Annotated in this window: 23 protein-coding genes and 1 tRNA gene; 20 read left to right on the forward strand and 4 right to left on the reverse strand. The window is 63.8% G+C overall.

Annotation, left to right across the window (positions count from 1 at the left end):
• The first annotated feature begins 9 nt into the window (after window positions 1-9).
• On the forward strand, window positions 10-1,008 hold the full coding sequence (locus ACSFBF_RS09080) for a hypothetical protein (protein WP_435466149.1): 999 nt from the start codon (window positions 10-12) through the stop codon (window positions 1,006-1,008).
• On the opposite strand, the gene ACSFBF_RS09085 is transcribed toward ACSFBF_RS09080, so the two are convergent.
• On the reverse strand, window positions 972-1,907 hold the full coding sequence (locus ACSFBF_RS09085) for a DNA cytosine methyltransferase (protein ID WP_435466151.1): 936 nt from the start codon (window positions 1,905-1,907) through the stop codon (window positions 972-974). The two genes, ACSFBF_RS09080 and ACSFBF_RS09085, sit on opposite strands and share 37 nt — an antisense overlap.
• A gap of 248 nt (window positions 1,908-2,155) precedes the next feature.
• Window positions 2,156-2,230 (reverse strand) — tRNA-Arg (locus ACSFBF_RS09090).
• A 229-nt stretch (window positions 2,231-2,459) separates the two neighbouring features.
• Here ACSFBF_RS09090 and ACSFBF_RS09095 point away from each other — a divergent pair.
• The 4 genes from ACSFBF_RS09095 to ACSFBF_RS09110 all read left to right on the forward strand — a co-directional run bounded on the left by ACSFBF_RS09095 (window position 2,460) and on the right by ACSFBF_RS09110 (window position 6,544).
• A complete protein-coding gene (locus ACSFBF_RS09095) occupies window positions 2,460-3,479 on the forward strand; it encodes a Bug family tripartite tricarboxylate transporter substrate binding protein (RefSeq protein ID WP_435466153.1) in 1,020 nt (339 codons plus the stop codon).
• 124 nt (window positions 3,480-3,603) lie between these two features.
• Window positions 3,604-4,125 (forward strand): tripartite tricarboxylate transporter TctB family protein, encoded by a 522-nt coding sequence (locus ACSFBF_RS09100; RefSeq protein ID WP_435466155.1) that lies wholly within the window; start codon window positions 3,604-3,606, stop codon window positions 4,123-4,125.
• A gap of 24 nt (window positions 4,126-4,149) precedes the next feature.
• The gene (locus ACSFBF_RS09105; RefSeq protein ID WP_093057509.1) at window positions 4,150-5,685 is read left to right on the forward strand and encodes a tripartite tricarboxylate transporter permease; all 1,536 of its coding nucleotides are present in this window, start codon (window positions 4,150-4,152) and stop codon (window positions 5,683-5,685) included.
• A 22-nt stretch (window positions 5,686-5,707) separates the two neighbouring features.
• Window positions 5,708-6,544 carry a cytidylate kinase family protein gene (locus tag ACSFBF_RS09110; protein ID WP_435466157.1) on the forward strand — a complete coding sequence of 279 codons (837 nt, stop codon included), beginning with the start codon at window positions 5,708-5,710 and terminating at the stop codon, window positions 6,542-6,544.
• A 165-nt stretch (window positions 6,545-6,709) separates the two neighbouring features.
• Here the strand turns inward: ACSFBF_RS09110 and ACSFBF_RS09115 are convergent, their stop codons facing one another.
• Window positions 6,710-7,318 carry a Crp/Fnr family transcriptional regulator gene (locus ACSFBF_RS09115; protein ID WP_093057638.1) on the reverse strand — a complete coding sequence of 203 codons (609 nt, stop codon included), beginning with the start codon at window positions 7,316-7,318 and terminating at the stop codon, window positions 6,710-6,712.
• Window positions 7,319-7,471: 153 nt separating this feature from the next.
• Between ACSFBF_RS09115 and oxc the strand changes: the two genes are divergently transcribed.
• From oxc to ACSFBF_RS09170, 11 genes are all read left to right on the forward strand, one after another.
• Window positions 7,472-9,298: an oxalyl-CoA decarboxylase gene (gene oxc, locus ACSFBF_RS09120; RefSeq protein ID WP_435466159.1), complete on the forward strand. Its 1,827-nt coding sequence runs from the start codon at window positions 7,472-7,474 to the stop codon at window positions 9,296-9,298.
• A gap of 31 nt (window positions 9,299-9,329) precedes the next feature.
• Window positions 9,330-10,589 carry a formyl-CoA transferase gene (gene frc / locus ACSFBF_RS09125; protein ID WP_435466161.1) on the forward strand — a complete coding sequence of 420 codons (1,260 nt, stop codon included), beginning with the start codon at window positions 9,330-9,332 and terminating at the stop codon, window positions 10,587-10,589.
• Window positions 10,590-10,670: 81 nt separating this feature from the next.
• Entirely contained in the window at window positions 10,671-11,117 is a 447-nt protein-coding gene (locus ACSFBF_RS09130; RefSeq protein ID WP_435466163.1) for a PAS domain-containing protein, read from the forward strand.
• The gene (frc, locus tag ACSFBF_RS09135) at window positions 11,114-12,361 is read left to right on the forward strand and encodes a formyl-CoA transferase (RefSeq protein WP_093057514.1); all 1,248 of its coding nucleotides are present in this window, start codon (window positions 11,114-11,116) and stop codon (window positions 12,359-12,361) included. Before ACSFBF_RS09130 ends, frc (ACSFBF_RS09135) begins: the two co-directional genes overlap by 4 nt.
• 235 nt (window positions 12,362-12,596) lie before the next feature.
• Complete coding sequence (locus ACSFBF_RS09140) at window positions 12,597-12,914, forward strand: HAD family hydrolase (protein ID WP_435459143.1); 318 nt, start codon at window positions 12,597-12,599, stop codon at window positions 12,912-12,914.
• Window positions 12,915-12,946: 32 nt separating this feature from the next.
• A complete protein-coding gene (gene sucC / locus ACSFBF_RS09145; protein ID WP_435466166.1) occupies window positions 12,947-14,119 on the forward strand; it encodes an ADP-forming succinate--CoA ligase subunit beta in 1,173 nt (390 codons plus the stop codon).
• A 316-nt stretch (window positions 14,120-14,435) separates the two neighbouring features.
• Entirely contained in the window at window positions 14,436-15,335 is a 900-nt protein-coding gene (gene sucD, locus ACSFBF_RS09150) for a succinate--CoA ligase subunit alpha (RefSeq protein WP_435466167.1), read from the forward strand.
• Window positions 15,336-15,394: 59 nt separating this feature from the next.
• A complete protein-coding gene (locus ACSFBF_RS09155) occupies window positions 15,395-16,171 on the forward strand; it encodes a fumarylacetoacetate hydrolase family protein (protein ID WP_435466169.1) in 777 nt (258 codons plus the stop codon).
• Between the two features lie 47 nt (window positions 16,172-16,218).
• Window positions 16,219-17,235, forward strand: a complete 1,017-nt coding sequence (locus tag ACSFBF_RS09160) for a 2-dehydropantoate 2-reductase (protein WP_435466171.1) — start codon at window positions 16,219-16,221, stop codon at window positions 17,233-17,235.
• A complete protein-coding gene (pyk, locus tag ACSFBF_RS09165; protein ID WP_435466173.1) occupies window positions 17,232-18,650 on the forward strand; it encodes a pyruvate kinase in 1,419 nt (472 codons plus the stop codon). The genes ACSFBF_RS09160 and pyk overlap by 4 nt, the downstream gene beginning before the upstream one ends.
• 76 nt (window positions 18,651-18,726) lie before the next feature.
• Entirely contained in the window at window positions 18,727-19,674 is a 948-nt protein-coding gene (locus ACSFBF_RS09170) for a LysR family transcriptional regulator (protein ID WP_435466175.1), read from the forward strand.
• Window positions 19,675-19,716: 42 nt separating this feature from the next.
• Here the strand turns inward: ACSFBF_RS09170 and ACSFBF_RS09175 are convergent, their stop codons facing one another.
• Entirely contained in the window at window positions 19,717-19,881 is a 165-nt protein-coding gene (locus ACSFBF_RS09175; RefSeq protein WP_435466177.1) for a hypothetical protein, read from the reverse strand.
• 686 nt (window positions 19,882-20,567) lie between these two features.
• Between ACSFBF_RS09175 and oxlT the strand changes: the two genes are divergently transcribed.
• The 4 genes from oxlT (at window position 20,568) to ACSFBF_RS09195 (ending at window position 24,806) form a co-directional block, all read left to right on the forward strand.
• Window positions 20,568-21,851 carry an oxalate/formate MFS antiporter gene (gene oxlT / locus ACSFBF_RS09180; RefSeq protein ID WP_435467388.1) on the forward strand — a complete coding sequence of 428 codons (1,284 nt, stop codon included), beginning with the start codon at window positions 20,568-20,570 and terminating at the stop codon, window positions 21,849-21,851.
• Between the two features lie 105 nt (window positions 21,852-21,956).
• Window positions 21,957-22,454, forward strand: coding sequence for a gamma carbonic anhydrase family protein (locus tag ACSFBF_RS09185; RefSeq protein ID WP_435466179.1), 498 nt, complete (start codon window positions 21,957-21,959; stop codon window positions 22,452-22,454).
• 262 nt (window positions 22,455-22,716) lie between these two features.
• Window positions 22,717-23,250: a formate dehydrogenase subunit gamma gene (locus tag ACSFBF_RS09190; protein WP_435466181.1), complete on the forward strand. Its 534-nt coding sequence runs from the start codon at window positions 22,717-22,719 to the stop codon at window positions 23,248-23,250.
• On the forward strand, window positions 23,247-24,806 hold the full coding sequence (locus tag ACSFBF_RS09195; protein ID WP_435466183.1) for a formate dehydrogenase beta subunit: 1,560 nt from the start codon (window positions 23,247-23,249) through the stop codon (window positions 24,804-24,806). Before ACSFBF_RS09190 ends, ACSFBF_RS09195 begins: the two co-directional genes overlap by 4 nt.
• Window positions 24,807-24,835 lie beyond the last annotated feature (29 nt).

Genomic DNA, 24,835 nt, shown 5'->3' on the forward strand with positions numbered 1-24,835 from the left:
TAACTTTGTATGCTGGACGACGGACTGGGTTGGAGTGACCGAAATGAGATGCGGCGCCGCGGCAAAAATGCCGACCAAGCAGAGATGCAAGCAATTTTTAATGGGACAGCGCCGGCCGCTTCAGGTGTCGAGGATGACCAGCTAGCCGGCACCGTTGACGATGATGCATCCTCTGATGCAGACGCCTCTTGGAACGAACGGGAAGAGGCTATCGAAGTTGCTGCAGGCGAAGTCTATTCAGAATTGGAAAGGCGCGCATACTTTTTGGGGAGTGCTTATCCCTTTCGGCTGAAAGACGGTGGGATAACTTACGCGAAGAGCAATAGCGGGGTTTACGAGTTTTGTCTCGCGACTTCCTTGGTTCCCAGCATCAATGTCAAGCCCTTTGTCGAGGTTGGAGTAGGCTTCGAGCGCTTGGCAACCGAGGTGGCGAGGACCTACCTAGGCGATGCAGCGCTTGCTGTCCGGACGGGTTGGCCCTCACACAACCACGCTGAGCGTCCAGTGAAGTTCAAGGACTTGTCGAAGATTGTCTTCGACTTGTGTGGCGAATGGATATGGCAACCTTCTCCCGGAAATGCAGATGATCCTCCACATACAGATGTAAAAGATGAGGGAGTGGACTACGTGATTTGGCTTCCCATGCTCGATAAGCGGGCCGGGAAGCTATTCATGCTAGGACAGTGCGCCTGCGGCGATAACTGGGATACCAAACTGAACGACATCAACGAGGGGCAACTTAAAAGATGGCTGAACCCCGTAACCGTCGCGAAATATACAACTGCCTTCAGTGTGCCCATTCATATCGGTGGGCAGCACATTTTCCCCTATTGCAATCAGCAGGCCGGCATCACGTTTGATAGAACAAGAATTACGCTAATCGCTGCGGCCCATGAAGATTCTTTCACTACTGTTTCTGCGGCTTTGAGTTTGCCCAGCCTGACTAAGGTTGTTTGGGACAATTTGCCCACTCAAAAGACGGCTGGCAAGGCGGCCGCTACTGCCTGAAACATGGGGGGGGGGACGGCGTTTCCGATTACTTTGTAGCGCGAGTGCATCCCCGCAGAATCTGGGAACACTAGGTCTCCTTTAAAACCTTGGAGTCTCGCCGCTTCGCGATAGCTGAACCGCCGCGCAGGCGCATCGGTTTCAAATTCGAACTTATCTGGTCCTTTGCAAATCAGCGCCGGGCTGGAAGGGTGCAAGGGCATGTGCCGAGCACGGCTCACGATTGTTTTGGAGACTTCATTCCAATCGCGGCGGCGATTCCTGGAAAGGTAGTACCAGTGAAAAGGTTCGTCGTTGAATTCGCCTTCAGGCCATTCAGGAAGGCCTTTGATTGCTTCGCGAATTGTTGCGTATGGCGTACCGGTGCCGTCGCCGTGAGTTGAATCAGGAAAAGAGTAGGTAAGTCCTTGGTCGCTCCGGATGCCAACGATAAGAACCCTGAAACGCTCTTGTGCAACCCCGAAATCGGCCGCATTGAGCAGCTTCCAAGTCACGCGATAGCCAGCTTGTCTGAAATTCCGAAGCTGCATTTGAAAAAGTGCAATATTGTCTGCACGAGTCAGCCCTGATACGTTTTCAACGATGAACGCTTTAGGCTTTATTGCGCGTAGTGCACGACCAAATTCTCTGAAGAGATAATTAATACCTCTACTGGCCTCGCGAGCACCTCCTTGGCTGTACCCTTGGCACGGATAGCAGCCTGCCAAAAGATCTGCTTTTGGAAAGCTTTTTATTTCTTCAATATTGCACCGTTTGAAGTCTGTTTCAGGCAGGTTCGCTCGATAGACGTCTGCTGCATAGGCAAGCATATCGTTTGCCATGACGACATCAAACCCGGCTTCGGTAAGGCCCGTGTCAGAGCCGCCACAACCCGAGAAAAGAGAGACTGCGGTTGGCATGAAGTCGTTTGTTCCTTTTGATGTTCCGTAGGTCGCGCGCGAGATTATCAGGACTGCTGGGGCTGACGCGCGAGCCATTTTCCTAGGAAATGTGCGCCAAAGAGAATCCAGTCCTGTAAGCGCCGGTGGCTCGGGCCCACGTCTCAGCAGCTAACGGCCGAAATCGGCTGTTTTGATGCGCGCTGTTCGTGGTTTTGTCCCGGTCCTGTCCCGGTTAAAAAATAACCCGTTGAAAATCAACGGGTTATTGGTGCCTTCGACAGGAATCGAACCTGTATCTGAGTCTTAGGAGGACCCCGTTCTATCCATTGAACTACGAAGACGGATTGAGGCGCAGGGAGGCTGGAGCCCGCTGCGCGCCGCGATTTTATAGGCTTCGGGATGACAGGACGCGCAGGGCCGCCAGCGCGGGCTAACCCGAATACGAAATCTTCGAAAAGTTGACCGCGATCAAGCCGGCGTGAATCAGTGGCGCGCACCATCGTGCCGGTCCGTATCTCTGCTCAGATCCAAGAACAAAAAAGAGCGAAACACTACACAGGAGACAACCTGATGAAGAAGATCGCTTCGCTCGTTCTGGGCCGTACGAAGGTCGTTGCCGCGACCGTTCTGGCGCTGGCAGCCACCACGCCCGCCCTCGCATGGGAACCCACCAAGCCGGTGGAGTTCGTGATTCCCGCCGGCACCGGCGGCGGTGCCGACCAGATGGGGCGCCTGCTGCAGGGCATCGTCATCAAATACAAGCTGATGAAGGAGCCGCTGATCGTCGTCAACAAGTCGGGCGGCGCGGGCGCCGAAGGCTTTCTGGCGGTGAAGGAAGCCAAGGGCGATCCGCACAAGATCGTCATCTCGCTGTCGAACCTGTTCACCACGCCGATGGCCACCGGAGTGCCCTTCAACTGGAAAGACATGACGCCGGTCGCCATGCTGGCGCTCGACCAGTTCGTGCTGTGGACCAACGCGGCCGAGCCCTACAAGAACGCCGGCGAGTACATCGCCGCGGTGAAGACCGCGGGGCCGAGCAAGTTCAAGATGGCCGGCACGGGCTCGAAGCAGGAAGACCAGATCATCACGGTCGCGCTCGAGAAAGCCACCGGCACCAAGTTCATCTACGTGCCGTTCAAGGGCGGTGGCGAGGTGGCGGTGCAACTGGTGGGCGGCCATGTGAATTCGACCGTCAACAACCCGATCGAGGCGGTGGCGCAGTGGCGAGCTGGCAAGCTGCGCGCGCTGTGCGTGTTCGACGACGAGCGCATGCCGTTCAAGGCCAAGGTCACGGACACGCAGTCGTGGAACGACATCCCCACCTGCAAGGAAGCGGGCGTGCCGACCAAGTACACGATGCTGCGCGGCATCTTCATGCCACCCGGCGTGACGCCCGACCAACTCGCGTTCTACAAGGACCTGCTGGTCAAGGTGGCCGCCACGCCGGAGTGGAAGGAGTACATGGAGAAGGGCGCCTTCAACCCGACCTTCATGACCGGCGACGCTTTTGCGAAATGGCTCACCGAGGCCGAGGCCACGCACCGCACGCTGATGGCTGACGCGGGCTTCCTCGCGAGCAACAAGTAGCCGGCAGGCCGCGACGGCTGCACGAGCCGCACGGCGCCACCGGAGCGTCGGCGGCCTGACGGACTGCGGGCGAGCCGCATCCGTCCCTTCTTTCTTTCTCACACACAACCACGATGGGGGCTCCATGGAGCACGACGAAACATCCGAGGGCCCGGCGCGTTCGGGCATCTCCACCCACCTGGTCGAAGCGGCGGTGGCATTGGCGCTGCTGGTGATCGGCCTGGTGGTGGTCTTCGAGGCGCGCAAGCTGGGCGCGGGCTGGACCAGCGACGGCCCCGGCGCGGGCTACTTTCCGTTCTTCATCGGCGTGATCATCACGATCTCCGGCGCCGGCATCCTCTACCAGGCACTGCTCGGCAAGAACCGCAACACCGCGGTGTTCGTCGATTCGGTGCAGCTCAAGCGCGTGCTGTCGGTGCTGGTGCCGGCCACGGTCTACGTGCTGGCGATCACCTTCCTCGGCATCTACCTGGCTTCGGCGATCTACATCGCGTTGTTCATGGTGGTGCTGGGCAAGTACGCGTGGTTCAAGAGCGTGCTTGCCGCGCTGGGCGTGAACACGCTGTTCTTCTTCATGTTCGAGGTCTGGTTCAAGGTGCCGCTGTTCAAGGGCACTCTCGATCCGCTTCGATTCCTCGGCTACTGAACCTACTCACGGAGCACAAGCGAAATGGAAGAAATCAGTGCCCTGATGCAGGGCTTTTCAGTGATCCTCACGCCGATGAACATCGGCCTGATGTTCGTCGGCATCATCCTCGGCGTGTTGATCGGCGTGCTGCCCGGCCTCGGCGGCGCCAACGGCGTGGCCATCCTGCTGCCGCTCACCTTCACGATGTCGCCGACCTCGGCCATCATCATGCTGTCGTGCATCTACTGGGGCGCGTTGTTCGGCGGGGCCATCACCTCGATCCTGTTCAACATACCGGGTGAGCCGTGGTCGGTGGCCACCACCTTCGACGGCTATCCGATGGCACAGAACGGGCAGGCCGGCGCGGCGCTGACCACGGCCTTCACCTCGTCGTTCGTGGGCGCCTTCCTCGCGGTGGTGATGATCACCTTCCTCGCGCCGCTGGTCGCCAAATTCGCGCTCAAGTTCGGCTCGCCCGAATTCTTCGCGGTGTACTTGCTGACCTTCTGCAGCTTCGTCGGCATGGGCAAAGGGTCGCCCTTCAAGATCCTGGCGTCGATGGCGCTGGGCTTTGCGTTGGCGAGCGTGGGCATGGACACCGTCACCGGCCAGCTGCGCCTGACCTTCGGCCAGCCCGAGCTGATGCGCGGCTTCGACTTCCTGATTGCGGTGATCGGCCTGTTCGGCATCGGCGAAATTCTCCTGTCGATGGAAGAGGGCCTGAAGTTCTCGGGCAAGAGCGCGAAGATCGATCCCAAGGTCGTGTGGCAAACGTGGAAGCAGCTGCCCAAATACTGGGTGACCTCCATCCGCAGCTCGCTCATCGGCATCTGGATGGGCATCACGCCCGGCGGCGCGACACCGGCCTCGTTCATGAGCTATGGCCTTGCCAAGAAGATGTCGAAGAAGGGCGCCAAGTTCGGCACCGGAGAGATGGAAGGCGTGGTCGCACCCGAGACCGCCGCGCATGCAGCGGGCACGAGCGCGCTGCTGCCGATGCTGGCGCTGGGCATCCCCGGTTCGCCCACCGCTGCCGTGCTGCTGGGCGGCCTGCTGATCTGGGGCCTGCAGCCCGGCCCGCTGCTGTTCGTCGAGCAGAAAGACTTCGTCTGGGGCCTGATCGCCAGCATGTACCTCGGCAACATCGTCGGGCTGATCGTGGTGCTCAGCACCGTGCCGCTGTTCGCGTCGATCCTGCGCATTCCGTTCTCGATCATCGCGCCGGTGATCATCGTGATCTGCGCGATCGGCGCCTACACCGTGCACAACGCGATGCTCGACATCTGGTTCATGCTCGGCTTCGGCGTGATGGGCTATCTCTTCAAGAAGCTCGACTTTCCGCTCGCGCCGCTGGTGCTTGCACTGGTGCTCGGCGACAAGGCCGAAGACTCCTTCCGCCAGGCCATGCTGGTGTCGCAGGGCGACGTGATGGTGATGTTCTCGAACCCGCTGGTCGGCGGCATCACCACGCTGGCACTGGTGCTGCTGTTCTGGCCGCTGATCTCCAAGGCGCTGGCGCTGCTCAACAGAAAGCCGAAGAAGCCCGACGAGTTCGCGGTCGAACGGCCGGTGGACTGAAACACAACGAGGAGCCAAAGACATGCCTGTGATCGCACTGACCCAGGAGATGGGTTCCCTCGCGAAAGACGTTTCGCTGAAGCTCGCCGAGACCCTCGGCCTCGCCGTGATGCGCCATGAAGTCATCGAGCACGTGGCAGACCGCATGCAGGTCTCCACGAGCCTGATCGGCCGGCTGCGTGGCGGCAAGGCCGGTCTGGTAGAACGCTTGACCACCGACTCGCGCAGCGTCGCGCTCTACACCGCCGAAGAGCTGTTCGCGCTGGCCGACCGTGGCAACGTGGTGCTGCGCGGCTGGGGCGCCACCTGCCTGCTGCGGCCGGTGCCACACGTGGTGTGCGTGCGCATCACGCGTTCGCTGAAGAAGCGCGTCGAGTGGCTGATGGGCGACCTCGAAACCGACGACGCCGAATTCGCCGAGGCCGAGATCCGCCGAAGCGACCAGGCGCATGCCGCGCGCATGCACTCGCAGTTCGGCGTGACCTGGGGTGACCCGGTGCTCTACGACCTGGTACTCAACACCGACCGCCTGTCCGTCGAGAGCTGTGTCGAGCAGATCCGCCTGATGGTGAACCGCCCCGAGTTCGCCGAAACGCCCGCGTCGCGTGCGCTGCTCGCCAACATGGCGTTGGAAGCGCGTGTGCGCGCCGCGCTGAAGGAGCATGAGGCGACGCGCGACATCAACGTGACGATCACTGCGAACCAGGGTGAGGTGATGTTGCGCGGCATCGTGCTCAATTCCGACGAGCGGTCGCAGGCCGAGGCGGTTGCGGCGGGCGTGTCGGGCGTCAGTGGCGTCCACAACCAGCTTAGGTTGATGGCAAGCACGAGGCGCTTTGCTTCGGCGAAGCAGACCTGAGCGCGAGGCTCTGAATTCCCGATTTGCTCCCTCTCCCGCTTGCGGGAGAGGGCTGGGGTGAGGGAACGGCGCAAGAACTCACCGCAGTGCTGCGCTCGAGGCCGCTGCACCCTCACCCTGACCCTCTCCCGCAAGCGGGAGAGGGAACCAATCCCTCAGCCGCGCCTAGATCTTCCCGCGCTTCCTCAGCCGACTAAGGGTTTCTGCTGAGAGATTCAGATACGAAGCCAGCTCTTTGCTCGGAATCCGGTCCTCAAGCTCCGGATGCTTTCGGATGAACCGATGCACGCGCCCTGCCGCATCGAGCAAATGCAGCGTGATCGTGTGCGCCATGATCTCGCTCATGCCCCGCATCACCAGGAACTCGAACAGTTCCTTGGTTTCCGCATGCCGGTTCAGAAAGGCGATCCATTCCTTCAGCGGAAGGCTCGCAACCCGCGCCTTCGTCACGCAGACGATGCCGTAGGGCGTCGGCGTGCCCAGCCGCAGCGCGGCGTAGCTCGTTTCCATGTCGTTCTCGTCGGCAAAGCGAAGGATCATTTCCTTGCCCTCCGGGTTGCTCACCACCCGCTTGAGGATGCCGTCGAGGATGAAGTATTGCTCCATCTCCCGCACCCCCTGATGCAACAGGAACTCGCCCTTGTTGCCGTCCACGATGACGAGATGGGTTTCCAGTTCGGCGCGGTCGGCTTCGCTCAGGTCCTTGAGAAGGATGTTCTGCCGGAGCTGGGCACGAATGATGTTTTTCTCCGGGTGGTTTTCCAACAACGTCATGGTCACCGTCTTGCTCGATTTTTTCGCTGCCGGCGCCATTCATCGGGGCGCGCCGTTTTCGGGAAAGTTGACCGAGGTCAACGGCCGAAAGCTTGAGCCCGAATCATAGTCTTGGCTCGGGCCTTGGCCATTCACCCATGCAGAAGGAGAGACATGTCTTCAGTCAGAACAGAGAAAGAGGCAACAACCACGCTGGACGATGCCCTCAAGCCCGTGAAAACCCGCGATGCCGATGGCGAACCTGTGGTTCGCTCCCTCAAGAGCTTGACGGAAGAAACGCCGGCCGCAGAGACCATCGACGGCTTTCATCTTGTCATCGATGCGCTCAAGCTCAACGACATCGACACCATCTTCGGCCTGCCCGGCATCCCGATCACCGACCTCACGCGCATGGCCCAGGCAGAAGGCCTGCGCGTCATCTCGTTCCGCCACGAGCAGCACGCCGGCAACGCCGCAGCCGCTGCAGGCTTCCTCACGCAAAAGCCCGGCATCTGCCTGACCGTGTCGGCCCCCGGCTTCCTCAACGGCCTGACTGCGCTGGCCAACGCCACCACCAACTGCTTTCCGATGATCCTCATCAGCGGCTCCAGCGAGCGCGAGATCGTCGACCTGCAGCAAGGCGACTACGAGGAAATGGACCAGCTCGCTATCGCCAAGCCGCTGTGCAAGGCTGCCTTCCGCGTGCTGCACGCAGAAGACATCGGCGTGGGCATTGCGCGCGCCATCCGTGCCGCGCTGTCGGGCCGTCCGGGCGGTGTGTACCTCGACCTGCCCGCCAAGCTGTTCGCGCAGACCATGGACGCAGCAGCCGGCAAGAAGTCGCTCATCAAGGTCGTCGACCCGGCTCCGCGCCAGATTCCCGCGCCCGACGCCGTCAAGCGCGCGCTCGACCTGCTCAAGGGCGCAAAGCGCCCGCTGATCCTGCTCGGCAAGGGTGCCGCCTATGCGCAGGCCGATGCCGACATTCGCGCATTCGTCGAGAAGACCGGCATTCCCTACCTGCCGATGTCGATGGCCAAGGGCCTGCTGCCCGACACCCATGTGCAGTCGGCCGCGGCCGCGCGCTCCTACGTGCTGCAGGAAGCCGACGTCGTGCTGCTGGTCGGCGCGCGCCTGAACTGGCTGCTCTCGCATGGCAAGGGCAAGACCTGGGCGCAGGAAAAGGGCGCCAAGCAGTTCATTCAAATCGACATCGCGCCGACCGAGATCGACAGCAACGTTGCCATCGAAGCACCCGTGATCGGCGACATCGGCTCCTGCGTTGCCGCGCTGCTGGCCGGCATCGATGCCAAGTGGGCCAAGCCCCCGGCCGAGTGGACTGGCGCGATTGCCGAGCGCAAGGACAAGAACCTGTCGAAGATGGCCGTCACGCTGGCCGCACGGCCCTCGCCGATGAACTTCCACAGCGCGCTCAGCGTGATCCGCGACCAGGTGAAGGCGCGGCCCGATGCCATCGTCGTCAACGAAGGCGCCAACACGCTGGACTTCGCGCGCAGCATCGTCGACATGTACGAGCCGCGCAAGCGCCTCGACGTGGGCACCTGGGGGATCATGGGCATCGGCATGGGCTTCTCGGTGGCCGCGGCCGTGGTCACCGGCAAGCCGGTGATTGCCATCGAGGGTGACAGCGCCTTCGGCTTCAGCGGCATGGAGGTGGAAACCATCTGCCGCTACAACCTGCCCATTTGCGTCATCGTCTTCAACAACAACGGCGTCTACCGCGGCACCGACGTGAACGCCAGCGGCACACCCGACGTGGCGCCCACCGTGTTCGTCAAGAACGCGCGCTACGACAAGCTGATGGAAGCCTTCGGTGGCGTCGGCGTGCACGCCACCACGGCCGATGAACTCCAGAAGGCCCTGGCCGAGGCCGTCGCCTCAGGCCGGCCGACCCTGATCAATGCCGTCATCGACGAGACCGCAGGCACCGAAAGCGGCCGCATCACGAGCCTGAACCCCAGCACGGCGAAGAAGAAGTAACCCGATTTCCATCATTCAAGGAGATATCCAAATGAGCAGCAACAACAAACCACTCAGCGGCATCAAGATCATCGACTTCACGCACGTGCAAGCCGGTCCCGCCTGCACGCAGATGCTGGCCTGGTTCGGCGCCGACGTGATCAAGGTCGAGCGCCCCGGCGCAGGCGACGTCACGCGTTCGCAGCTGCGCGACATTCCCGATGTCGACGCGCTGTACTTCACCATGCTCAACAGCAACAAGCGCTCGCTGACGCTGGACACCAAGCAGCCCGAAGGCAAGATCGTGCTGGAAAAACTGATCCGCGAATCCGACGTGCTGGTCGAGAACTTCGGCCCCGGCGCGCTCGACCGCATGGGCTTCACCTGGGAACGCATCCAGGAACTCAACCCGAAGATGATCGTCGCCTCGGTCAAGGGCTTCAGCGACGGCCACCACTACGACGACCTGAAGGTGTACGAGAACGTTGCGCAGTGCGCCGGCGGTGCCGCCTCCACCACCGGCTTCTGGGACGGCCCGCCCACCGTGAGCGCTGCAGCCCTGGGCGACAGCAACACCGGCATGCACCTGGCCATCGGCATCCTCACGGCCATCATCGGCCGCCAGCAGACCGGCAAGGGCCAGCGCGTGGCCTGCGCGATGCAGGACGCGGTGCTCAACCTGTGCCGCGTGAAGATGCGCGACCAGCTGCGCCTCGACAAACTCGGCTACCTGGAGGAATACCCCCAGTACCCGCACGGCACCTTCAGCGACGTGGTGCCGCGCGGCGGCAATGCCGGCGGCGGCGGCCAGCCGGGCTGGGTGCTCAAGTGCAAGGGCTGGGAGACCGACCCGAACGCCTACATCTATTTCACGGTGCAGGGCCATGCCTGGGCTCCCATCTGCGACGCCATCGGCAAGCCCGAGTGGAAGACCGACCCCGACTACACGACCCCGAAGGCACGCCAGCCGCACATCACCGACATCTTCGCGACCATCGAAGGCTGGCTGGCCGACAAGACCAAGTTCGAGGCGGTCGACATCCTGCGCAAGTTCGACATCCCTTGCGCACCGGTGCTGACGATGAAGGAACTGCTGCACGACCCGTCGCTGCGCGCCAGCGGCTCCATCGTCGAAGTGCCGCACAAGGAGCGTGGCAGCTACTTCACCGTGGGCAGCCCGATCAAGTTCTCGGACCTCAAGCCCGAGATCACCGGCTCGCCGCTGCTTGGCGAGCACACCGAAGAAGTGCTGGCGGAGCTGGGCTACAGCAAGGACCAGATCTCCAACCTGCGCGAAGCCAAGGCTGTGTAGGCCAGACCCAGACCTGCGCGAGGGGGGGGCCTCCCCCCGCGCAGTGAACGACATGTAGACAGGTAGCGCCGGGAGGCACGTATGCAAACGAACCTGGATTTCAAGCAGCTCGTCGAAGGCGCCGGCGACGCGATCATGGTGTGCGATGCGGCAGGTGCGATCACGTTGTGGAATCGCGCCGCCGAGCGCATCTTCGGCTTCACCGAAGCCGAGGCGCTCGGCAAGTCGCTCGACCTGATCATTCCCCAGCGGCAACGCCAGCGGCACTGGGACGGCTACAACAAGACGATGGAAACCGGCGTCACCAAGTACGGCGCCGACCTGCTGCGCGTACCGGCGCTGCACAAGGACGGGCACACGCTGTCGATTGCCTTCACGGTGTCGATGCTGTTCTCCGCCGATCACGAGGTCACGGGCATCGTTGCCATCGTTCGCGACGAGACCGTCCGCTTTGCCGAGGAGCGCAAATTGCGCGCCCGTCTGGTAGAAGTCGAAGCCACGATGATCAAAGAAGGAGACAGTCAATGAGCAAAGCACTCGAGGGCGTTCGAATCCTCGATTTCACCCATGTGCAGTCCGGCCCCACCTGCACCCAACTGCTGGCCTGGTTCGGCGCCGACGTGATCAAGGTCGAGCGTGCAGGCGAAGGCGACGCAACGCGCGGCCAGCTGCGCGACATTCCCGGTGCGGACAGCCTCTACTTCACGATGCTGAACCACAACAAGCGCTCGATCACGCTGGACACCAAGAAGCCCAAGGGCAAGGAAGTTCTCGACAGCCTGATCAAGACCTGCGACGTGCTGGTCGAGAACTTCGCGCCCGGCGCGCTCGACCGCATGGGCATTACCTGGGCCCACATCCAGAAGCTCAACCCGCGCATGATCGTGGCCTCGGTCAAGGGCTTCGGCCCCGGCAAGTACGAGCACTGCAAGGTCTACGAGAACGTGGCCCAGTGCGCCGGCGGTGCGGCATCGACCACCGGCTTCGAGGACGGTCCGCCGCTCGTGACCGGCGCGCAGATCGGCGACAGCGGCACCGGCCTGCACCTGGCGCTCGGCATTCTTGCCGCGCTGTTCCAGCGCAACAGCACCGGGCGCGGCCAGCAGGTGCTCGCGCCCATGCAGGACGCCGTGCTCAACCTGTGCCGCGTGAAGATGCGCGACCAGCAGCGTCTGGAGCGCACCGGCACCATGCACGAGTACCCGCAGTACCCCGACGGCAAGTTCGGCGATGCGGTGCCGCGCGCGGGCAATGCATCGGGCGGCGGCCAGCCCGGTTCCATTCTCAAGTGCAAGGGCTGGGAGACCGACCCCAACGCATACATCTACTTCATCACGCAGGCCGCAGTGTGGCCTGCGGTGTGCAAGGTCATCGGCGAAGAGGGCTGGATCAACGACGAGGCCTACGCCACGCCGGCCGCGCGCCTGCTGCACCTGAAGCCGATCTTCGCGCGCATCGAGCAATGGACCATGACCAAGACCAAGTTCGAGGCCATGGACATCCTTAACGAGTACGACATTCCCTGCGGGCCGATCCTCTCGATGAAGGAGATCGCCGCGGACGAATCGCTGCGCGAGACCGGCACCATCGTCGAGGTCGACCACCCGGTGCGCGGCAAGTACCTGACGGTGGGCAACCCCATCAAGATGTCCGACAGCCCGACGGTGGTGACGCGTTCGCCGCTGCTCGGTGAACACACCGAGGAAGTGCTGCGGCAGCTCGGCTACGGCGCGGACGAGCTGGAGACATTGCGGGCCGAACGCGTGATCTGAGAAGGCGCGGCGGGCGCAGGCCCGTTGCCATCGTGAGTTGAAAAGAAAGCGCTGCCTGCGGGTGGCGCGGAAGGCCCTTGGGCGCGTGGATTTGGCGCCTTCAATGCATAACTCATAGCGAATGGTTTTTATAAATTCATTTAATTTTTATTTATTGTCCATCGACTCTACATTTTGAACTCGCCGGGATTTTTCATCCGATTTACCCATTCGGCATTCATTCAAGGAGAAGGTCATGGAAAACCATTCGCCCATTCAGTACTGGCGCGACGAAATCGAGCGCAATGCCTATAACGCAGCATTCTTCGAATTAGGACTGCGCTGGCATTGGGACGGCGAAACCTACGACCGCCTGATGGGCCTGAACCAGAGCGCCAACGAGCGGATCGGCCATTACCTGAAGACCCATCAGCCGCACCTGCTGAAGGCCTACGACGCCGAATTTCTGGCCGAAGCGATCGAGCAGAAAAAGGAATTGCACAGAAAGCGGGAAATGGCTTCGTCGAGCTATTTCAATTGGGCGGAAAGCCACGGCGTCGAGCTTGGCGCCTGAAATTCTTTGCAAATAAACAGCCTGCTTCGACCATGAACATCCACGAATACCAGGGCAAGGACGTGTTGCGCCAGTACGGCGTGGCGACACCCCGTGGATTCGTCTGCCGCTCGCCCGACGAGGCGGCAGACGCCGCCACCCGGCTCGGTGGCCGGGCCTGGGTGGTCAAGGCGCAGATCCATGCGGGCGGCCGCGGCAAGGGCGGCGGCGTGAAGCCCGCGTGGTCCGTCGCCGAAGTGCGGCGCCACGCAGACCAGATGCTCGGCATGACGCTGAAGACGCCGCAGACCGGCCCCGAAGGCCGCGTGGTGAAGCAGCTGCTGGTCGAAGAGAGCGTCGAGATCGACAAGGAGCTGTACCTCGGTTTCGTGGTCGACCGCAATTCGCAGCGCGTGGCTCTGATGGCGTCGAGCGAAGGCGGCATGGACATCGAGGAGGTGGCCGCGCGCACGCCTGAGAAGATCCACAAGCTCTTCATCGACCCGGACACCGGCCTGCGGATTGTCGATGCAGACGGCATCGCGCGCCGCATCGGCATCTCCGAGCGCTCGGTGGTGCAGGCGCGCGTGTTCATGCAGAACCTCTACCAGGCCTTCGATGGCAGCGACGCTTCGCTGGCCGAGATCAATCCGCTGGTGCTGACCCGCGACGGCCGCGTGATCGCGCTCGACGCGAAGTTCGACTTCGACGCCAACGCGCTGTTTCGCCAGCCCGAGATTGCCGCGATGCGCGACTTCGATGAGGAAGATCCGGTGGAGGTCGAGGCCTCGAAGTTCGACCTTTCGTACATCGCGCTCGACGGCGACATCGGCTGCCTCGTCAACGGTGCGGGCCTTGCGATGGCAACGATGGACGCAATCAAGCTCTACGGCGGCTCGCCAGCAAACTTTCTCGACGTAGGCGGCGGCGCAACGGCCGAGAAGGTGACCGAGGCCTTCAAGCTGATGCTGCGCAACCCGAAGCTCAAGGCAGTGCTCGTCAACATCTTCGGCGGCATCATGAAGTGCGACGTGATCGCGCACGGTGTCGTCACTGCGGCGCGAGAGACCGGTCTCACTGTGCCGCTCATCGTGCGCATGAAGGGCACCAACGAGGACCTGGGAAGGACCATCCTCGCGCAGTCTGGACTGTCGATCATCAACACCGACGACATGGCCGAGGCTGCGCAGCGGGCCATCGGTGCGGCTCGGAACTGGATGCGCTAGGTATGAAAGCCTGCTTCCTCATTCGCTGTTTTTCGGGGCGCGCTCACGCCGACGGGGTACCTTGCTCCGCGAATGTCCCCCGGCCTGCGGCCTCCTCCTTTATTTCGCTGCGCAAGGCACCCCATCGACGTGAGCGTTGTTCGCAGCGGTGGTTGATCGGCCAGCACAACAGCCGCGTCCATGTGCGAATGGCATCGGGTGCTCCCCGCAGCGAAATAAAGGAGGAGCCGAAGGCGGGGGACATTCGCGGAGGGGAGTACCCGGTGTCATTCGCACGCACCCCGAAGCCAAGCAACCCCAAGATGGAGCAAATGAAATGTCCATCCTGATCAACAAGCACACCCGCGTCATCACGCAGGGCATCACCGGCAAGACCGGCCAGTTCCACACGCAGTCCTGCCTCGAATACGGCAACGGCAAGCACTGCTTCGTCGCCGGCGTGAATCCGTTGAAGGGGGGCCAGTCGATGGCCGGCATCCCGATCTTCGGCACCGTGAAAGAAGCAAAGGCCGAGACAGGCGCCACCGTCTCAGTGATCTATGTTCCGCCAGCCTTCGCAGCAGCGGCAATTGACGAGGCGGTAGATGCCGAGCTCGACCTCGTCATCTGCATCACCGAAGGCATCCCGGTGCGCGACATGATCCGCACCCGCCACCGCATGCAGGGCCGCAAGACGCTGCTGCTCGGCCCCAACTGCCCCGGGCTCATCACGCCCGGCGAAATCAAGATCGGCATCATGCCGGGCCACATCCACCAGCGCGGCCGCATCGGCGTGGTGTCGCGCTCGGGCACGCTGACCTACGAGGCTGCGAGCCAGCTTGCGAGTTTCGGCATCGGGCAGTCGACCGTCGTCGGCATCGGTGGCGACCCGGTCGGCGGGCTGCGGCACATCGACGTGCTGAAGATGTTCAACGACGACCCGCGCACCGACGCCGTGATCATGGTCGGCGAGATCGGCGGCGATGCCGAAGAGGAGTGCGCGCGCTGGATACGCGACCACATGAGCAAACCCGTGGTCGGCTTCATCGCCGGTGCCAGCGCGCCGCCCGGCAAGCGCATGGGCCATGCGGGCGCCATCATTTCCGGCGGCCGTGGCACCGCCGAGGAAAAGCTCGCGGTGATGAAGGAATGCGGCATCCACGTGACGCGCAATCCGGCCGAGATGGGAAAGCTGCTCGCCTCGCTCGTCATCCCCGACTACCTCCCGTTCGACTGACTGATTGACCGACGGCAGGCCGCCCAGAATTTTCATCAATCCAGAAAGCAGATAACAACATGGAACAGCAGCAGAAGAAATGGGTCCGCTTCGAGCACGCCGGTGGCATCGGCTTCGGCACGCTGGAGGGCGATGCCGTGCACGAGCGGCAGGGCGACATGTTCGGCAGCTCCGAGCTCACAGGTCGCGTGTTTGCGCTGGCCGGCCTCCAGCTGCTCACGCCCACCGAGCCGACCAAGGTGATCGCGCTGTGGAACAACTTCCACGCACTGGGCGCGAAGCTGAGCCTGCCGGTGCCGGCCGAGCCGCTGTACCTGTTGAAGACGCCCAACTCCTACCTCGCGCCCGGCGCACCCATCCGCAAGCCGCTGTGCGACGGCAAGGTGGTGTTCGAGGGCGAGCTCGGCATCGTGATCGGCAAGACCGCCACCGCCGTGTCGGAAGCCGATGCGCTCGATCATGTGTTCGGCTACACCTGCGCCAACGACGTGACCGTGGCCGACATCCTCAACCGCGATGCCTCGTTCGCGCAGTGGGTGCGCGCCAAGGGCTTCGACACCTTCTGCCCGATGGGCCCGGTGGTCGCCACCGGCCTCGACCCCGCGACGCTCACCGTCACCACGCTGCTCAACGGCGAGGTGCGCCAGAACTATCCCGTAAGCGACATGCGCTTTTCAGTGCAGCAACTCGTGAGCCTCATCTCGCAGGACATGACGCTGCACCGCGGCGACGTGATCCTCTGCGGCACCTCGGTCGGCGTCGGCTCGATGAAGCCCGGCAGCCTCGTGGAGATCGAGATCGACGGTATCGGCAAGCTCAGCAACCGCTTCGGCTGACACATCGCCGAAGGGTCGCGCAACGAATTCAACTCTTGGGGATCGACATGAAGATTGCAATCATCGGCGCGGGCGCCATCGGCGGACTGGTCGGCGCGAAGCTCGCGCTGGCCGGCGAGGACGTGACGTTCATCGTGCGCGGCGCCAACCTCGATGCCATAGGCAAGAACGGCATCAAGCTGATCTCGGCCGAAGGCGAGGAACAGGTTGCGCGCAACGTCAAGGCCACCGACCGCTATGACGAAGCCGGCCCGCAGGACATCGTCGTCCTCGCGATGAAGGCACACCAGGTCGAGGCGGTGGCCAACGACGTGCCCAAGCTGTTCGGGCCCGACACGGTGGTTGTGACCATGCAGAACGGCATTCCGTACTGGTACTTCCACCAGCACGGCGGCGCGCTCGCGGGCACGCCGGTGCGCAGCGTCGACCCATCAGGGCTGGTGGCCTCGAAGATCCCCGCGCAGCGCGTGATCGGCTGCGTGGTGTACCCGGCGTCGGAGCTGATCGCGCCCGGTGTGGTCAAGCACATCGAAGGCGACCGCTTCCCGGTCGGCGAGCTTGACGGCTCTACGAGCGAGCGCGTCAACCGTGTCTCTGCCTGCTTCACCGGCGCCGGCTTCAAGGCGCCCGTGCTCGACAACATCCGCTCGGAGATCTGGCTCAAGCTGTGGGGCAACCTGACCTTCAACCCGATCAGCAGCCTTTCGCATTCGACGCTCGTCGACATCTGCCAGTACCCGCCTTCGCGCGAGCTCGCCGCCGCGATGATGCGCGAGGCCCAGGCTGTTGCGCACAAGCTCGGCATCGAATTCCGCGTGACGCTCGAAAAGCGCATTGCGGGCGCAGAGAAGGTCGGCAAGCACAAGACATCGATGCTGCAAGACGTGGAAGCGGGGCGCGCACCGGAGATCGACGCACTGGTGGGCGCGGTGGTCGAACTGGCCCGGCTCACCGAAACCCCGACGCCGCACATCGACACCGTCTACAGCCTGGTCAAGCTGCTCGCGCGCACCATGGAAGACCAGCGCGGCCGCGTCAAACTCCATGAAATGACGACAGCATGAGACGCACACGCAGCGCAAAGATCGTCGCCACGCTCGGCCCGGCCACCACCGACGAGCCGGCCATCCGCGCGCTGTTCGAGCGTGGCGTGGACGTGTTCAGGCTCAACTTCAGCCACGGCACGCAGCACGACCACGCGCGGCGGCTGGAGACCATCCGCCGCCTGGAGAAGGAATTCAACCGACCCATCGGCATCCTGCTCGACCTGCAGGGACCGAAGCTGCGGCTGGGCACTTTCGAAGGCGGCCGCGCGCAGCTCGATGCGGGCGCGCGCTTCCGGCTCGACATGGACAAGACCAGCGGCAGTGCACGCCGCGCGCCGCTGCCGCATCCGGAAATCTTTGCCGCGCTGCAGGACGGCACCGAGCTGCTGCTCGACGACGGCAAGCTGCGGCTGCGCGTGGACAGCCACGGCGCCGACTTCGCCGAGACCACGGTGTTGGTCGGCGGGCCGATCTCTGACCGCAAGGGCGTCAACGTGCCGAGCGTGCTGCTGCCGATATCGCCGCTGACGCCGAAAGACCGCGACGACCTCGACTTCGGCCTGTCGATGGGCGTCGACTGGGTTGCGCTCTCCTTCGTGCAGCGGCCCGAGGACATCGAGGAGGCGCGCGCCATCATCGGCACGCGCGCCTGGATCATGGCCAAGCTGGAGAAGCCCGCCGCCATCGAGCACCTGGATGCGATCGTCGCGCTGTGCGACGGCCTGATGGTGGCGCGCGGCGACCTTGGCGTGGAGCTGCCGCCCGAGCAGGTGCCAGAGCTGCAGCGTTTGATCGTGCGCGCCTGCCGCAAGGGCGGCAAGCCGGTGGTGGTGGCGACGCAGATGCTCGAATCGATGATCGCTTCGCCGGTGCCCACGCGTGCCGAAGTGTCAGACGTTGCGACCGCCATCTACGACGGCGTCGATGCGGTGATGCTCTCGGCCGAATCGGCTTCAGGCAAGTACCCGCTCGAAGCGGTCGCGATGATGGACCGCATCATCGTGCGCGTGGAAGCCGATCCTTCGTACCGCGCGGGCATCGACGCCACGCACGATGCGGCGCTGTCGACCACGGCAGACGCGGTCTGCGCCTCGCTGCGCCAGGTGGCCGCGCTGCTCGCGCCGGCCGCCACCGTGACGTATACCTCCTCGGGCTTCACCAGCCTGCGCGCGGCGCGCGAGCGCCCGGCCGTGCCCATCTTGAGCCTCACGCCCGACGTCGTCGCGGCGCGTCGCATGGCGATGGTGTGGGGCGTGCATGCGGTGCTCGTCGATGACGTGCACGACGTGGCCGAGATGATCGAGTGCGCCTGCCGCACGGCACGCGCCGAAGGCTTCGCGAAGGCGGGCGACGACGTGGTGGTGGTCGCGGGCCTGCCCTTCGGGCAATCGGGCACGACGAACCTGTTGCACGTCGCGCGGATACCGGACTGAAGCGGACTGAGCGCGCGGCGCCAGCGCAGGTGATGCGCTGTACGATGCCGCTCGACTGCAGCCACCCTCTTTTCCGATGAAGCATGCGACCCTGCGCCAGTTGAAAGTCTTCGAGGCAGTGGCGCGGCTGCTGAGTTTTTCTCGCGCGGCCGAGGAGCTTCACCTTACGCAGCCCGCAGTCTCCACGCAGGTGCGCAAGCTCGAGGAACACGCGGGCAATGCGCTGTTCGAACAGTTCGGCAAGAAGATCTACCTCACGCCCGCGGGCACCGAGCTGCTGCAGATCAGCCGCGCGATCATCCAGCAGTTCGAGGCGGCCGAGAACGCGATGATGCAGTTCAAGGGTGTCTCGGGCGGCAAGCTCAACGTGGGCGTGATCAGCGCGGGTGATTATTTCTTTCCGCGCCTGCTGGTCGAGTTCGCGAGCCGCCACCAGGGCGTGACGCTGAACTTCACGGTGCACAACCGCGCGGGGCTGCTGACCCACATTGCAGAGAACCTCACGGACCTTGCGATCATGGTGCGGCCGCCGACCGATCTGGACACCGTCAACCAGCCGTTCGCGCCGCACCCCTACGTGATCGTCGCGGCGCCGAAGCATCCGCTGGTGGGCGTGAAGAAGATTCCGATGGCACGGCTGATGCGCGAGCCCTTCGTGGTGCGCGAGAAAGCCTCGGACACCTGGCATTCGATGGAAGACGGCTTTGGCGGCGACCTGAGCGGCATCAACATCGCGATGGAAATCCGCAGCACCGAAACCATCAAGCAGGCGGTGATCGCGGGCATGGGCGTGAGCTTTGTGTCGGCCCACACGGTGAGCCAGGAGATGCGCGCTGGCAGCCTCTGCGTGCTTGACGTCGAAGGCTTTCCGCTGATGCTCAACTGGTACGTGGTGCACCGCCGAAGCAAGCGCCTGCCGCCGGTGGCGCAGGCCTTCAAGGACTTTCTGCTGAGCGACGGGCCGTCGCTGATCTCGCAGATCGTGCCGTTCGGGAACCACAAAGAAAAAGAGCGCGGCGAGTAACTCGCGCGCGCTCTTTGTGGAGGAGGGGTCTGGTGCGGCGGCTCAACGCTGCACGGCCGCCCTGCGGCGTTGCATCAGCGCGGCGCGTGCGGCCTTGTAGAAGATCACGATGGGCATTGCGGCGAACAGTTCGCGCATTGCGTCGTTGGCGGTCGACGACGAGGCCGGGGTGCGGAGGGCGTTGGAATTCAGGGTGGTGTGGCTCATTGAGGGCTCCAAGAAGATTGAATCTAAAAGACTGAAGGGATTACCCTGAATTTTAGGGTTTACCCTAGACGAGAGCAAACGCCATTTTCGCGTTTCTTGACCTAGGTCAATTTTTTCGGAGACAGACAGGTTCTTGCGTAGGCCTGCAACCCGTCTGCAGGAGCGCTTCCGGAGCACATGAGCGAGCGCGCAACGCGCATCGCAAATTCATGAAGGCCATCGCACGGGCCATCGAAAGTTCGCGCGAAGACTTCCGCGATTTTTTCTTCATCGCACCACGCCGTCGCAATGCCGTCGCAATGCCGCCGCATCGCGCGATGCACATCGCATGCAGCGCGATGCGTGCACGCATCGCTGCGTGTTTCGAACGGCATCGACACGCGCAAAGTGCGCGCGCAACGGGGCCTCGTGCTAGGGATATCACGGGGGTCCCACGAGGGCGCGATTCGTGTGAACTTGACTGAGGTCAAGAGTTTTTGAGTCGCTCAGTCCGACAGTCATTCACGCGCAGAAAACTGGTGATCCCAATGCCGTGTAGCGATGCCAAGGAAACCTCGTCGCCTTTCGATGCGCACCGATCGCTCGACTGATTGCTCCGTATTCGAAGCCTGTCGGATTTAAACCAAAACACCAAGGACAACTCCATGACTCGGCCCACCTCCACGACCGCGGGTTCCAACCCCGCGATGTACCCCCCGTCCGAAACCTATGGCGCCACCGCGACGCGGTCCGAGGCGTTCCGATGGGGTCAGTTGCTGATCGGCATCGTCTGCATGGCGATGATCGCCAACCTGCAGTACGGATGGACGCTCTTCGTCAATCCGATCGCAGACAAGCACGGCTGGAGCCGCGCCGCGATCCAGGTCGCGTTCACCATCTTCGTGCTCACCGAGACATGGCTCGTGCCCATCGAAGGCTACCTGGTCGACCGCTTCGGCCCGCGTCCGGTGGTGCTGGTGGGTGGCGTGTTGTGCGGCCTGGGTTGGGTGCTCAACTCGGTGGCCGACTCGCTGCCGCTGCTGTACATCGCGGCGGCCGTTGGCGGTATCGGCGCCGGTGCTGTCTACGGCACCTGCGTGGGCAATGCGCTCAAGTGGTTCCCCGATCGCCGGGGGCTTGCCGCGGGCATGACCGCAGCGGGCTTTGGCGCCGGCTCGGCCCTCACGATCATTCCGATCTCCGCGATGATCAAGTCGAGCGGCTATGAATCGGCGTTTCTGTATTTTGGGATCGGGCAGGGACTCATCGTGTTCCTGCTCGCATGGATGCTGACCCGCGCACCGAGCCACTCCAAGGCATCGAACAGCCGCAACGTGCAGCAGGCGGGCCGCGACTACGCGCCGTCCGAGGTGCTGCGCTCGCCCGTGTTCTGGGTGATGTACGCGATGTTCGTGATGGTGGCCGCCGGCGGCCTGATGGCTACGGCACAGCTCGCGCCTATCGCCAAAGACTTCAAGATCATGGACGTGCCGGTCAACATCATGGGCCTGGTGCTGCCCGCGCTGACCTTCGCGCTCGCCATCGACCGCGTGCTCAACGGCTTGACGCGGCCCTTCTTCGGGTGGGTGTCCGACAAGATCGGCCGCGAGCAGACCATGTTCATCGCCTTCGCGATGGAGTCGGTCGGCATCCTGATGCTCTATCACTACGGCCAGAACCCGATCCTCTTCGTGATCTTGACCGGCATCGTGTTCTTCGCCTGGGGCGAGATCTACAGCCTGTTCCCGTCGACCTGTGCCGACACCTTCGGCTCAAAGTACGCGGCGTCGAACGCCGGCATGCTCTACACCGCGAAGGGCACGGCCTCGCTGCTGGTGCCGCTGTCGAGCGTGCTCGCGGCCGCAACAGGCAGCTGGCAGGCGGTCTTCATTGTGGCCAGCGCGGTCAATGCGCTCGCGGCACTGATGGCGTGGTTCGTGTTGCGGCCGATGCGCCGCAAGCACATCGAGGCGAGCCGCGTCGCCGAATAAACAGACCATCGGCTTTCCGTCAGCCGGTACCATCCGGCTTTCTTCCGCCCACGCAGCCCTGCCATGAAGATGGCAGGGCTTTTCGCCGATGCACAGGAGCCCGCAGTGACCATCTACCGACTTGACGCGCATGAACCGGTCATCGACGCCAGCGCCCGCGTGGCCGAGAGCGCCAGCGTGATCGGACAGGTCGTGCTCGCAGCCGGCAGCCGCGTCGGCGCGAATGCGGTGCTGCGCGGTGACAACGAGCCCATCACCATCGGCCGCGGCAGCCATGTGCAGGCGGGCGTGATGCTGCATGCAGACCCGGGCTATCCGCTGACCATCGGCGACGACGTGACGGTGGAGCCGCACGTGATGCTCCACGGCTGCACCGTTGGCGACGGCGCCGTGGTCGGCGAGCACACCATTGCGCTCAACGGCTCGGTGGTCGGCCGTGCGTGCATCGTCGAGTCCGGCTCGCTGCTGACCGAGGGCAAGGTCTTTCCCGATCGTTCGCGCATCGCGGGCAGGCCCGCGAAGGTCACGGGCGAGGTCGACGACGCCGAGGCCGAAGCGCTGCTGCGCAGGGCGCGCGGCGGCGGCGGTCCCTCCGCTCACTAGGGCCTTTCCGCACCCTCCTGAAACCCTGCGCGCCCGCAGGGTTTGTGCGCATTGGCACCGTGCTTGTTTCGGCGGAAATTGACTTGCGTCAAGGCCCCCGGCGCCCGATTCATCGACATTGATCCTCAAGCGGATGGCCGCGGGATTCACGTCGAATTTCATGACGTTGGTCCCGTGACAGAACCACGATGAAAACAGCTCCGCTTGCAAGCAGACAGCAATGCAGCAGCGGCGCCGGCAACGGACCAGATCGGACGGGATCATGAAACTACAACAAGCGCAGCAGGGGCACGAGGTACCGCATCCGGCCTCCGGCCCTACCGACAAGGAAGACGAACTCGCCGCCGTGCATCGCAGCCTGCTGCAGCATGCGGACGAACCCGGCGCGCTGCTGCCGATCCTGCACGACGTGCAGGACGCGCTGGGCTACGTCCCCGCGCACACGGTGCCGGTGATTGCCGATGCGCTGAACCTCTCGCGTGCAGAGGTCCATGGCGTCGTCACCTACTACCACCACTTCCGTGCCGAGCCGGCGGGCCGCCACGTGATCCAGATCTGCCGCGCCGAGGCCTGCCAGGCGATGGGCGCTGACGCCTTGCTCGCCCACGCGGAACTGCGCCTGGGGTGCAACGCGCACGGCACCTCGAAAGATGGCGCCTTCACACTGGAGCCTGCGTTCTGCCTCGGCCTGTGCGCCTCGTCGCCCGCGATGACGCTGGACGACCAGCCGCATGCGCGCATGACCGCCAAGAGCTTCGATGCATTGGTCGCGCAGACCGGTGGAGGCCGCGCATGAGCACCATCACCGTCTATGTGCCGCGCGACTCGGCCGCACTCGCAGCCGGCGCCGACCGTGTGGCCCGATGCATCGCGAAGGAAGCCGCCGCGCGCGGCCTCATGCTCGAGCTCGTGCGCAACGGTTCGCGCGGCATGTTCTGGCTCGAACCGCTGGTCGAGGTGAACACGCCGAGTGGCCGCATCGCCTACGGACCGGTGACGCCCGACGACGTGGCCGGCCTGTTCGATGCCGGCTTTCTCACCGGCGGCAAGCACCCGCTCGCACTCGGCCTGACCGAAGACATTCCCTACCTGAAGAAGCAGGAGCGCCTGACCTTCGCGCGCATGGGCATCACCGACCCGGTGTCGCTGACCGACTACCAGGCCTATGAAGGCTTCGCAGGCCTGCGCCGCGCGCTGGCCCTCGCGCCCGAAGAGATCGTGCAGCAGGTGCTCGACTCGGGCCTGCGCGGTCGCGGCGGCGCGGCCTTTCCGGCCGGCATCAAGTGGAAGACGGTGCTGGGCACGGCTGCGGCGCAGAAGTACATCGTCTGCAATGCCGACGAGGGCGACTCGGGCACCTACTCCGACCGCATGACGATGGAGGGCGACCCCTTCATGCTGATCGAGGGCATGACCATCGCCGGCCTCGCCACTGGCGCGACGCAGGGCTACATCTACGTGCGCTCTGAATACCCGCACGCGATAGCGACGCTGAACGAAGCCATTCGCATTGCCGAAGCAGCGGGCTTCCTCGGCGACAACATCCTGCGTTCGGGCAAGCGCTTCTCGCTCGCGGTGCGCAAGGGCGCGGGCTCGTATGTGTGCGGCGAAGAAACGGCGCTGCTCGAGAGCCTCGAAGGCAAGCGCGGCATCGTGCGCGCCAAGCCGCCGCTGCCGGCCATCGAGGGCCTGTTCGGCCAGCCCACGCTGATCAACAACGTCATCACGCTGGCCAGCGTGCCGCTGATCCTGGCGCGCGGCGCGGCCTTCTACCGTGACTACGGCGTCGGCCGTTCGCGCGGCACGCTGCCGATGCAGCTGGCCGGCAACATCAAGTACGGCGGCCTGGTCGAGAAGGCCTTCGGCGTCACGCTGCGCGAGCTGCTGTACGACTACGGCGGCGGCTCGGCCTCGGGCCGGCCGATCAAGGCGGTGCAGGTTGGCGGCCCGCTGGGTGCATACCTGCCCGAATCGCAATGGGACCTGCCGCTCGACTACGAGGCCTACGCGGCCGTCGGCGGCACGGTGGGCCACGGCGGCATCGTGGTGCACGACGACACGGCCGACCTGTCGAAGCTCGCGCGCTATGCGATGGAGTTCTGCGCGCTCGAATCGTGCGGCAAGTGCACGCCCTGCCGCATCGGATCGACGCGCGGCGTCGAGGTCATCGACAAGATCCGCAGCAACCAGAACCGTCCGCAGCAGGTGATTTTGCTGCGCGACCTGTGCAACACGATGGTTCACGGCTCGCTGTGCGCCATGGGCGGCATGACGCCGTTCCCGGTGCTCTCGGCACTCGACCACTTCCCGCAGGACTTCGGCATCACCGTGCCGGACCGCAAGGCCGCCTGAGCCCGCGGACCGAACACAGAAAGCAGCAA

The organism is Variovorax nivicola (genome assembly GCF_051216475.1).
Classification (GTDB): domain Bacteria; phylum Pseudomonadota; class Gammaproteobacteria; order Burkholderiales; family Burkholderiaceae_C; genus Variovorax.